Raw genomic sequence first — 15,037 nt, forward strand, 5'->3', positions numbered from 1 at the left:
CGGCCGCGAGCTCCAAACCTTCGTCCGGAGAGGCATCGACGCGAGGAGCAAATCCACTCCGGAGAAACGAAAGGTGAGTTCATCGACGGCTACGGCCGGCTGATTTTCCTCCGGCCCGCCATCAGCACCGCGGATCCGGCCACGCCGGAGATCGCCGAACCGAGCAGGATGCCGATCTTGACCCTGTCCTGCACGGCGGGGTCGTCGAAAGCGAGGAGACCGATAAAAAGGCTCATGGTGAAGCCGATGCCGCACAGGAGTGCAACGCCCGTCATTTGCGTCCAGTTTGCCGTTGCCGGGAGCTGCGCAAAGCGCAACTTCACGAGGAGACCGACGACTGACAGCACGCCGAGCAACTTGCCTGCAAACAATCCCGCTGCAACTCCCAGCGTATGAGAATCCGCTAAACTCGAGATGGACGTGCCGAGAAGGGAAACGCCGGCATTGGCGAAGCCGAATATTGGGACGATGACGAATGCCACGGGCCGATGAAGGAAGTGTTCGAGCCGGTGCAGCGGGGATTCCGCGTCGCTAGCCTCCGGAGCGCCGGGCGAAAGTTTGATCGGTATCGTCAAGGCCAGCAGCACGCCTGCAAGCGTGGCATGGATCCCCGAGGTGAACATCAGCACCCACAAGGCAACGCCAAGGGCGAGATAGAGCGTCAGCGTCTTCACGCCGGCTCGGTTTATGAAAAACAGGAGGGCCAGAACTGCGGCAGCTCCGGCAAGAGCCGGGAGATTGAGACCGCTTGTATAGAAGAGTGCGATGACAAGGACGGCGCCGAGGTCGTCGATAATGGCAAGCGCCGCCAGAAAGATTTTCAGCGATGCAGGAACCCGGTTCCCAAAGAGCGATAGCACTCCGAGCGCAAAGGCAATGTCGGTGGCCGTCGGGATCGCCCAGCCGCGTAGGCTTGCTGGCGTGCCGGCATTGAAAGCCAGATAGATAGCGGCTGGCGCTAGCATTCCTCCCGCCGCGGCGGCACCCGGAAGGATTCGCCTGCTCCAGGTCGAGAGCTGGCCATCGAGCATTTCGCGTTTGATCTCCAGACCGACGAGCAGGAAGAATACGGCCATGAGGGCGTCATTGATCCAATGCTGCAAGCTCAGTGGCCCGACGTAAAGATGTAGGGCATGGAAATACGCGCCCGCCAGCGGCGAGTTCGCCACCGCAAGGGCCATCGCCGCGGCAGCCATTAGAACGAGGCCACCAGATGCCTCGCTATCAAGAAATCCGCGGAGAGTAGATTGAATGCGACCTGTCGCGATCGGCAAGGACATGGTTTCGCGCTCCCTTCTGGAAGGTTGATCTTGTCTCCGTCGATTTCGGGGAAGCCCGCGGCGCACGCAGCACACGCCATCCGGCAAGGGATACCTAAAAGCAGCACGGATTTCCAGAGGCTCCACCGACATCGTTCAGCGCGCGAAAACTGATTACAGACTGCAGTTTAGGCTTTTCAGCCCCCCATTGAGACGCCAATAACCACAACCATAGCCGATGTGCTGCACACACTTGGCGGAAAAAACCGGGTCATAAGCCAGACGGGCAACTTCGCACTGAGCGACAATCTGCCACACGCATCAGTAACCGTTCTTCAATCGCCGATTGAAAACAGCGTAACCCGATTTTATGGAACTACTTGTCGAGATTGGCATGAGCCCGTTGCGATCATCTCCGGTAAGGCAACGAACGTCTCAAGTTGAGTAGACGCCGACAAACGGAGTCGCACCAGGCGTGACCTGCCTCTGCTTGACCGGCTCGTTACCGCCTATGGCTGCCGTGGTCGATAGTCGTGCGATCTTGGCAGGGCTCTGCAGTGAAGCGCCTGTTCGGATCTTCAACACATCCAGATCGGTCGCCATCCTCGATGCGGCGCCGCTGCGGCCGCGCCAAAAAGAGCGGCACGCATTGGGCGTGACCGCGGCTTACTCCGCCGCCGGTCCGTAGAGGCCAAGCTGCTCGAGAATCGCCCGCTGCCGGCCGGCATTTTCGGCCAGCAAACCGGTGTAGCGATCGACGATCCGGTCGCGATGGCTCGGGTCGGAGACAACGGAGAGCGCGCCGAGGATCGCCGCGACCTTTTCCGAGGTTCGCCGCAATTCGTCCAGCAGTTCGGAATTGCCGCTGATCTCGCTGACCACCCGCTTCGTCACCCTGCCGATTCCGGCCGGTGTGCGGCCGCCTGCCGAGACATAACCTTCCGGCAGGTCACCCTTCAGATTGGTGACCGACTTGAAACGGATGACATCGAAGATCTGATCGACCGCCTGCTTGGCGCCGGTCACCCGAGAAGGATGGTCGGTATCGGCGGCGGCGTGCGGCAGCAGTTCCAGCTTGCCCTTATGGCGCTCTTCGAGCGGCAGATAGGGAACCATCGGTCCGCTGAGCTTACCGGTCGATGCATCCTTGAAGAGATCGGCGTCGATTGCCGCATGGGCAATCTTTCCGGACGACAGCGCCTGGGCGAGCGCCGCCGCATCGACGACCTCGCCCCGGTCGTAGTTGACCAGCACCGCACCATCGTTCATCGCGTCGAGCACCTGCGTGTCGACGACACCTGCGTTGGAGTAGACGCCCGTCGCAGCATCCAGCCGGCCGAGACCGATATGGACGGAGAGCACGTCAGCGCCGGTCGCCGCTTCAACCGGACTTGCGGCGTAATCGAAGCCTTCCGACTCGATCCAGCGTTGGTGATGCTGGCGCGCGTAGATCACCACCTTCATGCCGAAAGCCTTGGCGAGCTTGGCGACTTCGCGGCCGATATTGCCGTAGCCTAGAATGGCGATTCTCCGGCCCTCCAGCTTGGCGGTCGGGAAATCCTTGAGCTGGCGCCCGGTATCAAAGTCGCCGTTGGCGACCATCTGGTGCAGCCTGTCGACGGGCAGGTCGGGAACAACCTTGAGGATCGCCTTCATCGCCATCTGGGCGGTCGCCCGGCTGTTGATGCCGGGCGTGTTCATCAAAGGCGCCTCGCCGCCCTCGCCGTTGCCGCCGCCCCAGGAGGCCGAGTCCATATTGCCGGTACCCGCGCCGATGCGCACGCCGCCGAACGGGAAGACGGAAGCCTTTGGGATGAAGGTCGCCGCCGCGATCAGCGCGTCATACTGGCCCTTGTCCGTCTGCGGCAGGATTTCGGCCTCGGTGCTGAGATTTGGCTGGTAGAAGAAATGGATGCGGCCCTTTTCCAGCGCCGCCCTGTCGCCGATCGGGCCGGCATGGAAGACGCCACCCTTTTCCTCGACATAGGTCCTGATCTCGCTGTTGTCGGGCTGCCCATCCGCGCCGAGCCGCAGGCCGACCAGATCGGCGATCAGCACCGTATAGGCGTGTTCGGGATCGTCCTTGCGGACCATCGCGCCGGCCTTCACAGGCGCCGCGAACGTGACGCTCTGCTTGGCCAGTTCCTCCTCGATCACGACGATCTTGGCGCGCAGATAGGCATATTGCAGGTTCTCCAGCAGTGCGACGATATCTGCCGGCTCGCGGATGCCGCCGACCCAGGCGCGGTAGTCGCCGGGCGTTCCCGGAAATGCGTTGACGTAACGCGCCGCATCGAGGCCGGGCTCAAACGCGCCGTTCGGATGGGTAAAGCCCTCATAGCCGAGCAGTTGCTTCGAACGCGCGATAATGCGGGCATGGATCGCAGGATCGGTAATGCCGGCGTCCTCCACCTTTAACAGCGTCACCGCCGCACCGCGCCGCTCGGCATCGGTGACGGTGAGCGAAAACAGCGGGTGCGACTCGACCCAGCCGTCGATCACCGCCCGATTGGCCGCAGACCGCTTGTTGAGCTCGACCACCGAGCCGACCCGCGCCTCGGACTGCAGCAGGCCGAAGGTGGTTTCGGCGAAGGCAAGCGCGCTGTAGGTATTGATGACGCCGCCGAGCATGCGGTCTTCCGCGGCATCGTAAAACGGCCCGGCATCCACGGATCGCTTGGCGGAAAGCGGCTGCCGCGCGTCGATCGGCGGCGCGATCTTGAACTGGCGCGGGATTGCCCAGGACGGATCCTGCTGGTTCTTCTCCACGAGCGCCAGGGCATGCGGCGTGAAGGAGGCGACGAAATACCCCGACACCCCGCCGATTGCCTTCTGGAACGGCATGAACAAGCAGCATTTCGCCATCACGGCATCGACCAGCTCGGGCTCCCAAGGCATGGCGCCCAGCATCGACGTCGCGTCGAACACTGCATGGCGGTTTGCCGGATCGCCATCGATCCAGTTCAGCAGCTCGTGGATCTCACGGCTGGTATAGGCATTGGCCCCGGTCGTCTCGTGGCCGACGCCGACGAAGATCGACACGCCGAGAGCGGAAAGCTCGACGGCCGCCGGGATCACACCCTCGGAGGCTGCAAAATGAATGCGGCTTTCGCAGCCCTTTTCGGCGAAGCGCTGCATCTCGATCAGCTGCGTGGCCCAGGACTGACGGAAGAAGCCTGCCGCTCGGGCCGGATCGCTTTCCGGGCGCGGCGTATCGACGTAGACGCGCTGCGAGGCGTCGTTGGCGTTCATCAGGTGCTGGACGCAGACGGTATAGCCGCTGTGACCGCCGCCGAGTCCCACAGCCATCCGGTTCGCCTTCGGGAAGTGGAAGTAGCGGTGGATCGCCCGCATCATGTCGGTCAGAATTTTATCCGCCGGGTAGCCACGGTGCATGCTGCGGGAAATTTCTGCGGTAGTGAAGCCGCCGATATCGTTGCCCTTGTCGTCGAACTTGCGATAGGTCTTCTCGATCCATGTATCGAAAGCGATGCGCCGCAGGCGGCTATCCACCTCGTCGGTGGTCGCATCGGTGATCGGACCGACGCCGAAAAACGGATTGGACGGCAGCTTCGGTCTTCCCGACTTCGTCAGTCGGAGCGCTTCAAGTCGCTGTTCCTGCATCTGCTCGATATTTGTCATGATCTGCCTGTCGGTTTGAAAGGAAGGTGGGCAAGGCGGCCAAGGTCGTGGTTATGGTATCGCGTTTCGACCATTGCCTGAATGATCTTTCCTGTGCAAAACGCGTGACCGAAAACCCCTTTGAGCGCTGCGGCAAGAGTCGCCTCCACCAGGGTGGATATGGGTGATGCACTCCCCTATGCGGTTGCCGCGATCACAAAGACGCCCCTTTCGGCAACCCGCCATCGGCTGCCGGTTTCGGGTAGTGCCGCGGATATTGGCATTGCCGGCAATCTCTGATCTAGTCTGCAACTCTCTCCGCCGGGCAGTTCAGCCGCAGGCTCATGACATTCGAAACGAGCGAGAGCTGTATTTTCATGACCACTCACCGCTTCATTCCGACGAGCTTTCACAATGTCATCGGCTCTCTTCCGCCGGCCCTGCACATAGCCGACGGCGATACCGTGGTGACCGAAACGCTCGATGCCGCCGGGCATGGCAAGGACGGCATCAAGCGGGCATCCGGCCCCAATCCCATGAACGGCCCGATCTTCGTGGAAGGTGCTGAGCCCGGAGATGCGCTGAAGGTCGAGATCATCAGCATGATCCCGACCAGGGACACGGGTTTTACAGGCAGCGTCGTCGCCGCCAATGTGGTCGATCCCGAGGCGGTTCGCGACCTGCCGCCGCGCGATATCGCCATCTGGGCGATCGATCGCGAAGCCCTGACGGTCCGGCTTTCCGAACCGGTTGCAGGTCTTGAAAATTTCGTTCTGCCTCTCGCCCCGATGATCGGCTGTTTCGGCGTGGCGCCTAGCCTCGGCCAGGCGATATCGACCGCGACCAGCGGCGAATATGGCGGCAACATGGACTATCGGCTGTTCGGCCCCGGCACCACGGTCCGCTTGCCCGTAGCGGCCCCCGGCGCCCTGTTCTTTCTCGGCGACTGCCATGCCGTACAAGGAGATGGCGAGATCGTCGGAACCGGCGTCGAGACGACGTTCGAGGTCACGGTGCGGCTGACGGTGGAAAAGAAGGCCGGACTGGTCTGGCCGCGTGGAGAAACGGCCGAAGACATCTTCACGATCGGCAACGCCCGGCCCCTCGATCAGGCGCTCCAGCACGCCACCAGCGAAATGCTGAACTGGCTGGCGGCGGATTATGGCCTGGACAGGACGGCGGCCAGCCATCTGCTCGGCCAGATGGTGCGCTATGATGTCGGCAATGTCTTCGATCCGGCCTATACGATGGCCTGCCGTGTCGCCAAAAAATGGCTGGTTCGCCGATAGGGACCCCTTCCTCAATCGTGCCGTGACAGGAAACCGGAAACGGTCGCCAGGCAAAGCTGCTTTTCCTCGACATGCGGCATGTGGCTGGAATTTTCGAAGAGCACCCATTCGCAGCCGGGAACGCGTTCGAGATAGGGCCTTACCACCATGGGCGTCGCCTCGTCGTATTTTCCCGAGATCAGCAGCGTCGGGGCTTCGATGCTGTCGAGCCTGTTCTCTATCGTCCAGTCCTTCATCGTACCGATGACGTGAAATTCGGTCGGGCCGTTCATGTTGCGGTAGACGGTGTTGTCCTCGTCCATGATCGCAAAGGTCCGCGCCACTTCAGGCGGCCACGGCACCACCCGGCAGACATGGCGGTCATAGAAGACGCGTGAGGCGGCGATATATTCCGGATCGGTGAGGCTTCCCGCCAGCTCATGCTTCAGCAGCGTGTCCTGCACCTCTTTCGGCAGTTCCTGCCTCAGCCGGTTTGCCTCCGAAACCCAGGTATGCATGTTGGCCGGCGAGTTGGCGATGACCAGCGCCTTCAGGCCTTGCGGCCGGCGCACCGCATGTTCGGCGCCGAGCATGCCGCCCCAAGACTGGCCGAGGAAGGCGTAACGATGCTGAATGCCGAGATGGGAAAGCAGCGCGTCCAGTTCTTCGAGAAACAGGCCGACCGTCCAGAAATCCGGCCCTTTTTCCGGAAGGCGGGTGGAGTTGCCATTGCCGAGTTGGTCATAATGGATGACCGGACGGCCGTCGAGGGCGGCGATATCCTTGAAGGAATCGACATAATCATGCGTGCAGCCAGGCCCGCCGTGGGCGACGACGAGAGGCAGCTTGCTGCTCTCCAGCGAACCGGTGACGCGATACCAGGTGCGATAGTCGCGAAAGGGCAGATAGGCTTCTTTGGTCGTGACTTCGCCCACGGGCGTCTCCATCTCTTGGCGTCATGAAAAAAATCATAACGCGGCGGCGACGGCGAAGGCAGCTATCACAAGTTATAGGGTGACCAATTGTGGGTAGGCCGGTCTTCGAGCAGGCGATAATGGGTGGCGCGCACCACGGCCTGGGTGCGGTTGCGGGCGCCGAGTTTCTTTGTCGCGGCATTCAGATGCATCACGACAGTCGGTACCGAACGGTCGATGATGCGGGAAATTTCCTTGGCGGAGTAACCTTCCGCCGAATGGCGCAGGCATTCCCGTTCCCGCTCGGTCAAGCGGATCGTGCCGACGCTCTTCGCCCGCGTGTCGAAAAGCGAATAGGCGGTCTCATGGAAAACATGGGCAAGCAGGTTAAAGTCGGCGATATAGCGCAGTGCGTGCCGTTCGAAATCTTTGTTCCGGCCGAAGCGGATGCCGGTAACGGTGGCATAGTCGCCGCGTGGCATATGAACCGGAACGGTGACGCCGGTCGACATATCACGTTCACTCAAATAGCGCGTCACCGGCGCGGTGTCGTCGGTCATGAAACGGTTGATCAGCGTGTCGGCGTCCGGGTCATAGTTCCAGAAGAAAGGTGCGGAGGTGCGCAGCGCCACCTGCTGCACCGGATCGATACGGAAATAGCCACGATTGAACCAGTAGTCGTGCATGTCGTCTGAAATATTCCGCAGCTTCAGCAGCGATGGTATCATGATCGCGCCGTCGAGATCGTAAGGCACCGGTGTATAATCGTAGATCAGCGCCTCGAAGCCGATCTGCTTCATCGCCTCGAAGGCCTGGTCGATCCGGCCGTCCAGCGTTTCGTGCGCTGTAAACTGCCGTCTGATCGTTCCAATGTCGTCGAGAATGGGGTCGTCAAGAATGGGGTCGTCAAGCATGAGCTGCTCCCGGGTTCGGCATTACGGCCCACCCTATCACTTCTTATAGCTGGCACTGAATGCGGTTTAAGGTAAAAATTTAGCCGTGCCCAAATATTGAGCAAGCGAAATCTTCTGCCGGAGCGATCAATGTGGCGTGAAATACGGCCGGACGAGCGATTCGAGATCGATGTCGATGGCTATCGCGTCGTTGCCTATAGTTTCGGAACCGGCAGCGAGACGGTTTTCTGCCTGAACGGCGGGCCGGGTCTGCCCTGCGATTACCTGCGCGAAGCGCATTCCTGTCTCACCGACAAGGGCTATCGTGTCATCGCCTTCGATCAACTCGGCACCGGCGCTTCCGACCGGCCGGACGATCTCACGCTCTGGACGATCGGCCGTTATGTCGAGGAGACGGAGACGGTGCGTAAAGCGCTGGGGCTCGGCAAGGTCCACATGCTCGGTCATTCCTGGGGCGGCTGGCTGGCGATCGAATATGCGCTGACCTATCCCGAAAACCTCAGGACGCTGATCCTCGAAGATACCGTCGCCGACATGCCGCATCTGATCTCGGAACTGGAACGGCTGCGCGCAGCGCTCGGTCCCGAAACCGTGGCGATGATGCAGAAGCACGAGGCGCAGGGCACCTACAATCATCCGGAATATCTCGCCGCCGTCACCATCCTCAACTACCGCCATGTCTGCCGTCTGCCGGAATGGCCGGCGCCGGTGCGCCGCTCGCTCGACGATTGGAACATGGCGCCCTATGAGACGATGCAGGGGCCGAACGAGTTTCTCTATATCGGCAACCTCAAGGACTGGAACCGCATCCCCGATCTGCCGCGGCTGACGCTGCCGGTGCTCATCACGACGGGAGAGCATGACGAGCTGACGCCGGCCTGTGCGCTCAGGATGAAGCTTGCACTGCCGGATGCCGAGCTGAAGGTATTTGCCAATGCCAGCCACATGCCGTTCTATGAGAACCCGCAGGATTATTATCCGGCGCTTCTCGATTTTCTCGCCCGGCACGAGGCAGGCTGATGCAACAGGAAGCCGACCGAACCAGACGAAGACAAAGGGGCGATCGCCGACATGCATCGCTATAAATTCGTTCTGACGCGACCGCTGCAGTTCCTGCCCGTCATCTTCGGTATCAGCGTCATCACGTTCATTCTGGTCCGGCTGATCCCCGGTGATCCCGCACGCAACATCCTCGGCACGCGCGCGACGCCGGCGGCTCTCGCCAGCATTCGCGCCCAGTACGGCCTCGACCAGCCGATGTGGCTGCAATATGTCTATTTCCTCAAGAACCTCGCCAATGGCGAGATGGGCAAGTCGATCCTCTACAAGATCGACGTGCTGAAGCTGATCGTCACCCGCATCGAGCCGACGCTCGCCCTCGTCGTCTCCAGCGTCGTGCTGTCGGTCCTGATCGCGGTGCCGATGTCGGCGATCGCCGCGCGCAATGCCGGCCGGGCGCCGGATCATGCGGTGCGCATCGTCTCGACCTTCGGCATCGGCTTTCCACCCTTCTGGCTGGGGCTGATGCTGATCATCCTGTTCAGCGTCGAACTCGGTGTGCTGCCGGTTTCGGGCTATGGTGCGACGATCGGCGAAAAGCTGTCGCATCTGGTGCTGCCGAGCCTGACGGTCGCACTATCGCTTTCGACCGTGCTGACGCGCAGCCTGCGGGCGGCGATGATCGAGCAGCTGAAATCGGATGTCGCGACGGCGGCGCGCGCCCGCGGCATGCCCGAAGGCATCGTCTTCTGGCGACATGTGCTGCCGAATTCTCTGGTGCCGACCATCAATCTGCTTGCCGTCAATATCGGCTGGCTGATCGGCGGCACGGTGGTCGTCGAGAGCGTCTTCGCGCTGCCCGGCATGGGGCAGCTGCTTGTCAGGGCGATCTTCTCGCGTGACTACATGGTGGTCCAGGGCGTCGCCATGGTCTTTGCCTGCGCCACCGTGCTCATCAACTTCATTGCCGACATCGTCACCGTCGCCGTCGATCCGAGGGTGAAGCTATGAGCATCGAGGCGATTTCCCCCGCATCTCTCGGCTGGCGTCGGTTCTTCGGTCGGCGGCCGATGCTTGCCGTCGGTGCCGGTCTGCTGCTGTTCTTCGTTCTGCTGGCGATCGGCGCGCCCATCGTCGCGCCTTACGACCCGATCATGCAGAATGCCGAGGTCCGCCTACAGGCGCCTTCATTGTTGCATCCCTTCGGTACCGACAATTTCGGCCGCGATATCCTCTCCCGCGTTATCTGGGGCGCACGCCTCGACCTGCAGATGGCGCTGATCGGCGTCATCTTCCCCTTCGTGATCGGCACGACAGTCGGCACGATCGCCGGCTTCTTCGGCGGGATCGTCGATGCGCTGTTCATGCGCCTCGTCGATATCATCCTCGCCTTCCCCTTCCTGGTGCTGATGCTGTCGATCATCGCGATCCTCGGCCCGGGCCTTGGCAGTTTCTATATCGCCATGGCGCTGGTCGGCTGGGTCTCCTATGCGCGGCTGATCCGGGCGCAGATGCTGGTGCTGAAAGGCAGCGACTATGCCGTTGCCGCTGTCAGCCTCGGCTTCAGCCGCCCGCGCATCATGTTCCGCCACCTGTTGCCGAACGCGATCGCCGGCTCGATCGTCTTTTCGATGTCCGATGCGACCCTGGTGCTGCTTAGCGGCGCTGCTGTCAGCTATCTCGGCCTCGGCGTCCAGCCGCCGATCGCCGAATGGGGCGTCATGGTCGCGGAAGGACAGAGCTTCATCACCACGGCATGGTGGATCACTTTGTTTCCCGGCCTCTCCATCGTCTGCCTCGCCTTCGGCTTCAGCATGTTGGGCGATGCGCTCGGCGAACTGCTGGGGGTGCATGAATGAGCGGCTCCGTACTGTCCGTCCGTGATCTCACCGTCAGGGCGCATGTCGATTCCGGCCCGCGCACGCTGCTCGATGCGGTGTCGCTCGATCTCGGCAAGGGCGAGATCCTCGGCCTCGTCGGCGAAAGCGGCTCGGGCAAGAGCCTGTTCTGCCGTTCCCTGGTGCGCCTGCTGCCCTCCTCGCTGCTGAAGATCGAAAGCGGGCGCGTGCTGCTCGAAGGACGCGATCTCATGCGGATCGACGATGGCGAGATGCTGAAGGTGCGCGGCGGCGAGATCGGCATGATCTTCCAGAACCCGACCAGCCATCTCGACCCGGTCATGCGGATCGGCGATCAGATCGCCGAGGGCATTCGCTACCATCAGGGCCTCGGCGCCCGCGAGGCCCGCGCCGCGGCAACGGAAATCCTGGCGCAGGTCGGTTTTCCCGATCCCGTGCGCCAATACGACAGCTACCCGCACGAATTTTCCGGCGGCATGCGGCAGCGGGCGATGATCGGCGTGGCGCTGTCCTGCAATCCGAAAATCCTGATCGCCGACGAGCCGACCACGGCGCTCGACGTGACCATCCAGGCGCAGATCCTGCGGCTGTTGATCGACATTCGCGACCGGCGCGGCCTGTCGATCATTCTGATCACCCACGATCTCGGTATCGTCGCCCAGACTTGCGACCGCATCGCCGTGCTGCGCGGTGGCAAACTGCTCGAAGAGGGGCCGAAGCGGACGATTCTGGCGCGACCCCAGCATCCCTATACGATCAATCTGATCAACAGCCACCCTTCCATCCCGGGCGACACGGCCGCGCCGCTGCTCGAGCTTGCAGCGGCCAGCCAACCGGCGAGGCCATTGCTCGAAATCGACGATCTCCATGTGCGCTTCAGAGCGGGTGGCGCCCTTCTCAGGGGCGGCGCCAAGACAGTCAGCGCCGTTGCCGGCGTCAGCCTGCAGATCATGCCGGGCGAGACGGTCGGCATCGTCGGCGAATCCGGCAGCGGCAAGAGCACGCTTGCCCGCGCCGTTCTAGGCCTCACACCGCTTTCCTCGGGTCACGTCACCTTCGACGGCGTCGATCTGGCGCTGCAGAAAAGCGCCAGCCTGGCAAAGCTCAGGCGCGAGACGGCGATGGTATTCCAGGACCCATACAATGCGCTCAATCCGAGGCTGACGATCGGGCAGATGCTGGCCGAGGTGCTGAAGGTGCAGGGCAAGGTCGCGAGGAGCGATATCCCTGTTCGAATCGGCGAACTGCTCGATCTCGTCGGCCTCGAACGCGAATTCGCCGGCCGCAAACCGCGCAGCATGAGCGGCGGCCAGTGCCAGCGCGCCGGCATCGCCCGAGCCCTCGCCGTCGATCCGAAGCTGATCATCGCCGACGAATGCGTGGCGGCCCTCGACGTCACCATCCAGGCGCAGATCATCGAGCTCTTCCGCGATCTCACGGCGAAGATGAACCTCACGCTGATCTTCATCGCCCATGATCTCGCAATCGTCCGCAATCTCTGCGAACGCGTCGTCGTGATGTATCGCGGCGAGATCGTCGAGGAAGGTCGCTCCGAAGAAGTCTTCGCGCGGCCGAAGCATCCCTACACGGCGGCGCTGATCGCCGCCATTCCCGACATCGATCCTGACAAGCGGCTGCTGCAAGGCGCCGACGGCAAGGACGATCCGCATTCGATGCCGATTCAGCCAATCAAACGCATGCCATAACAACGAAGGGAACGAACTCATGACAAACAGGTGGAAATCAATTGGGCTTGCAGCCCTGCTCGCCGGTCTGACGCTCAGCGCAAGCTATGCCGAGGCCGCCGGCGTGCTCACCATCGGCCGCCGCGAGGATTCGACGACATTCGATCCGATCAAGACCGCGCAGAACATCGACAACTGGGTGTTCTCCAACGTCTACGACGTGCTGATCCGCGTCGACAAGACAGGCACGAAACTGGAGCCGGGGCTTGCCGAAAGCTGGACCACCTCAGATGACGGGCTGACCTACACGTTCAAGATCCGCGACGCAAAATTCTCGGACGGTTCGCCGCTGACGGCGGAAGACGCGGCCTACAGCCTGCTGCGCATCCGCGATGACGCCGCTTCGCTCTGGAGCGATTCCTACAAGGTGATCGACACGGCGGTGGCGACCGACGCGCACACGCTGACGATCCAGCTCAAGAACCAGTCCGCGCCGTTCCTGTCGACGCTGGCGCTGCCGAATGCCTCGGTCATCTCCAAGAAGGGCATGGAATCGCTTGGTCCCGATGCCTATGGCGAAAAGCCGATCGCATCCGGCGCCTTCGTGGTCGAGGAATGGCGACGCGGCGACCGCGTCATTCTCAAGAAGAACCCGAACTTCTGGCAGGCCGACCGCGTCAAGCTCGACGGCGTCGAGTGGATCTCGGTGCCCGACGACAACACCCGTATGCTGAACGTTCAGGCCGGCGAGCTGGATACGGCGATCTTCGTTCCCTTTTCTCGTGTCGAGGAACTGAAGAAGGACCCGAACCTCAACGTCGATATCGATGCTTCGACGCGCGAGGATCATCTTCTGATCAACCATGCGCATGGCGCGCTCGGCAAGAAGGAAGTCCGCCAGGCGCTGGATCTTGCGATCGACAAGAAGGCGATCGTCGATACCGTCACCTTCGGCCAGGGCACGGTCGCCAATTCCTACGTTCCGAAGGGCGCGCTCTACTACTATGCCGACAATCTGCAGCGGCCTTATGATCCCGAAAAGGCAAAGGAGATGCTGGCCGCCGCCGGCGCCTCGGACCTGACGCTGAATTATCTGGTGCGCGCCGGCGACGAAGTCGACGAACAGACGGCCGTGCTGGTCCAGCAGCAGCTGCAGAAGGCCGGCATCACGGCCAATCTGCAGAAAGTTGATCCGAGCCAGGAATGGGACATGATCGTTGCCGGCGACTACGATGTTTCGGTCAACTACTGGACCAACGACATTCTCGACCCGGACCAGAAGACCACCTTCGTCCTCGGCCACGATTCCAACAACAACTATTCGACCAATTACAAGAACGAAGCGGTGAAGGAACTGGTGGCCAAGGCACGTCTCGAGCTCGACCCGAAGAAGCGCGAACAGATGTATGTCGATCTGCAGAAGATGGCCAAGGACGACGTCAACTGGATCGACCTCTATTACAGCCCCTATATCAACGTCTCGCGCAAGAATATCGAGAATTTCTACCAGAACCCGCTCGGCCGTTTCTTCCTGGAAGATACGGTCAAGAACTGAGTTCGGGCAGCATGTAAATGCTCCGCCGTCGTAAGGGCGGCGGAGCAGTATTTATTGCTGCGACACGTGGCTGATGCAGCTTGCTTACTCGGCGGCCGCGAGCTTGTCCTGCGTTCTGGTGTCGAAGTCGCTGGCGTCGTGGCGCTCGTGCAACTGGCTCGAGGGCTCGCCGGAGAGGCGGTTGACCATCCGGCCGCGTTGCACGGCCGGCCGGCTGTGAATGGTGTCGGCCCAGCGCAGCACGTTCTTATAGTCCTCGACCTGCAGAAACTCGGCTGCGCCGTAGGTCCACCCCTTCACCAACCCGCCATACCAGGGCCAGACGGCAATATCGGCGATCGTATATTCGCTGCCTGCCAGATACTCGCTTTCGGCCAGGCGACGATCGAGCACGTCGAGTTGACGCTTCACTTCCATGGCGAAGCGGTCGATCGCATATTCGATCTTCGTCGGCGCATAGGCATAGAAATGGCCGAAGCCGCCGCCGAGATAGGGTGCGCTTCCCATCTGCCAGAACAGCCAGGACAGGCATTCGGCACGCGCACTCGGCTCGGTCGGCAGGAAGGCGCCGAACTTCTCGGCGAGATAGGTAAGGATGGCACCGGATTCGAAGACACGGATCGGCTTTGGCCCGCTGCGGTCCATCAGCGCCGGGATCTTGGAGTTGGGATTGACTGCGACGAAGCCGCTTCCGAACTGATCGCCATCGCCGATCTTGATCAGCCAGGCGTCATACTCCGCACCTTCATGGCCAAGGGCCAGCAGTTCCTCGAGCATGACCGTGACCTTCTGGCCGTTCGGCGTTCCGAGCGAATAGAGCTGCAGCGGATGGCGGCCGATCGGAAGCTCCTTGTCATGCGTCGGTCCCGCGATCGGCCGATTGATGCTGGCGAATTGGCCGCCATTCGCCTTGTTCCAGGTCCAGACCTTCGGGGGTGTATAGTCGGGAGAACCGCTCATCTT

General features: G+C 61.8%; 11 protein-coding genes. 6 read left to right on the forward strand and 5 right to left on the reverse strand.

Annotated features, from left to right (window positions below; genetic code table 11):
- Positions 1 to 89 precede the first annotated feature (89 nt).
- Positions 90 to 1,280 (reverse strand): Na+/H+ antiporter NhaA, encoded by a 1,191-nt coding sequence (gene nhaA, locus G9X64_RS08445; protein ID WP_168308097.1) that lies wholly within the window; start codon positions 1,278 to 1,280, stop codon positions 90 to 92.
- Positions 1,281 to 1,925: 645 nt separating this feature from the next.
- The gene (locus G9X64_RS08450) at positions 1,926 to 4,901 is read right to left on the reverse strand and encodes an NAD(P)-dependent oxidoreductase (RefSeq protein ID WP_171376366.1); all 2,976 of its coding nucleotides are present in this window, start codon (positions 4,899 to 4,901) and stop codon (positions 1,926 to 1,928) included.
- A gap of 356 nt (positions 4,902 to 5,257) precedes the next feature.
- Here G9X64_RS08450 and G9X64_RS08455 point away from each other — a divergent pair, with 356 nt between their 5' ends.
- Positions 5,258 to 6,169: an acetamidase/formamidase family protein gene (locus G9X64_RS08455; RefSeq protein WP_171376367.1), complete on the forward strand. Its 912-nt coding sequence runs from the start codon at positions 5,258 to 5,260 to the stop codon at positions 6,167 to 6,169.
- 11 nt (positions 6,170 to 6,180) lie between these two features.
- Here the strand turns inward: G9X64_RS08455 and G9X64_RS08460 are convergent, their stop codons facing one another.
- Together G9X64_RS08460 and G9X64_RS08465 are read right to left on the reverse strand one after the other, a co-directional pair.
- Positions 6,181 to 7,083 carry a proline iminopeptidase-family hydrolase gene (locus tag G9X64_RS08460; RefSeq protein ID WP_171376368.1) on the reverse strand — a complete coding sequence of 301 codons (903 nt, stop codon included), beginning with the start codon at positions 7,081 to 7,083 and terminating at the stop codon, positions 6,181 to 6,183.
- A gap of 65 nt (positions 7,084 to 7,148) precedes the next feature.
- The gene (locus G9X64_RS08465) at positions 7,149 to 7,946 is read right to left on the reverse strand and encodes a helix-turn-helix transcriptional regulator (RefSeq protein WP_171376443.1); all 798 of its coding nucleotides are present in this window, start codon (positions 7,944 to 7,946) and stop codon (positions 7,149 to 7,151) included.
- A gap of 159 nt (positions 7,947 to 8,105) precedes the next feature.
- Here G9X64_RS08465 and G9X64_RS08470 point away from each other — a divergent pair, with 159 nt between their 5' ends.
- From G9X64_RS08470 to G9X64_RS08490, 5 genes are read left to right on the forward strand one after another with little or no spacing between them, the layout of a single operon-like run.
- Positions 8,106 to 8,996 (forward strand): proline iminopeptidase-family hydrolase, encoded by an 891-nt coding sequence (locus G9X64_RS08470; RefSeq protein WP_171376369.1) that lies wholly within the window; start codon positions 8,106 to 8,108, stop codon positions 8,994 to 8,996.
- Between the two features lie 51 nt (positions 8,997 to 9,047).
- Entirely contained in the window at positions 9,048 to 9,986 is a 939-nt protein-coding gene (locus G9X64_RS08475) for an ABC transporter permease (protein WP_003549356.1), read from the forward strand.
- Positions 9,983 to 10,834: an ABC transporter permease gene (locus tag G9X64_RS08480; RefSeq protein WP_171376370.1), complete on the forward strand. Its 852-nt coding sequence runs from the start codon at positions 9,983 to 9,985 to the stop codon at positions 10,832 to 10,834. Before G9X64_RS08475 ends, G9X64_RS08480 begins: the two co-directional genes overlap by 4 nt.
- A complete protein-coding gene (locus tag G9X64_RS08485) occupies positions 10,831 to 12,540 on the forward strand; it encodes a dipeptide ABC transporter ATP-binding protein (protein WP_171376371.1) in 1,710 nt (569 codons plus the stop codon). The genes G9X64_RS08480 and G9X64_RS08485 overlap by 4 nt, the downstream gene beginning before the upstream one ends.
- A gap of 19 nt (positions 12,541 to 12,559) precedes the next feature.
- Positions 12,560 to 14,074: an ABC transporter substrate-binding protein gene (locus tag G9X64_RS08490; RefSeq protein ID WP_171376372.1), complete on the forward strand. Its 1,515-nt coding sequence runs from the start codon at positions 12,560 to 12,562 to the stop codon at positions 14,072 to 14,074.
- A gap of 84 nt (positions 14,075 to 14,158) precedes the next feature.
- Here the strand turns inward: G9X64_RS08490 and yghU are convergent, their stop codons facing one another.
- Entirely contained in the window at positions 14,159 to 15,034 is an 876-nt protein-coding gene (gene yghU, locus G9X64_RS08495) for a glutathione-dependent disulfide-bond oxidoreductase (RefSeq protein WP_171376373.1), read from the reverse strand.
- Positions 15,035 to 15,037: the final 3 nt, after the last annotated feature.

This window comes from Rhizobium sophorae (assembly GCF_013087515.1).
Classification (GTDB): domain Bacteria; phylum Pseudomonadota; class Alphaproteobacteria; order Rhizobiales; family Rhizobiaceae; genus Rhizobium; species Rhizobium sophorae.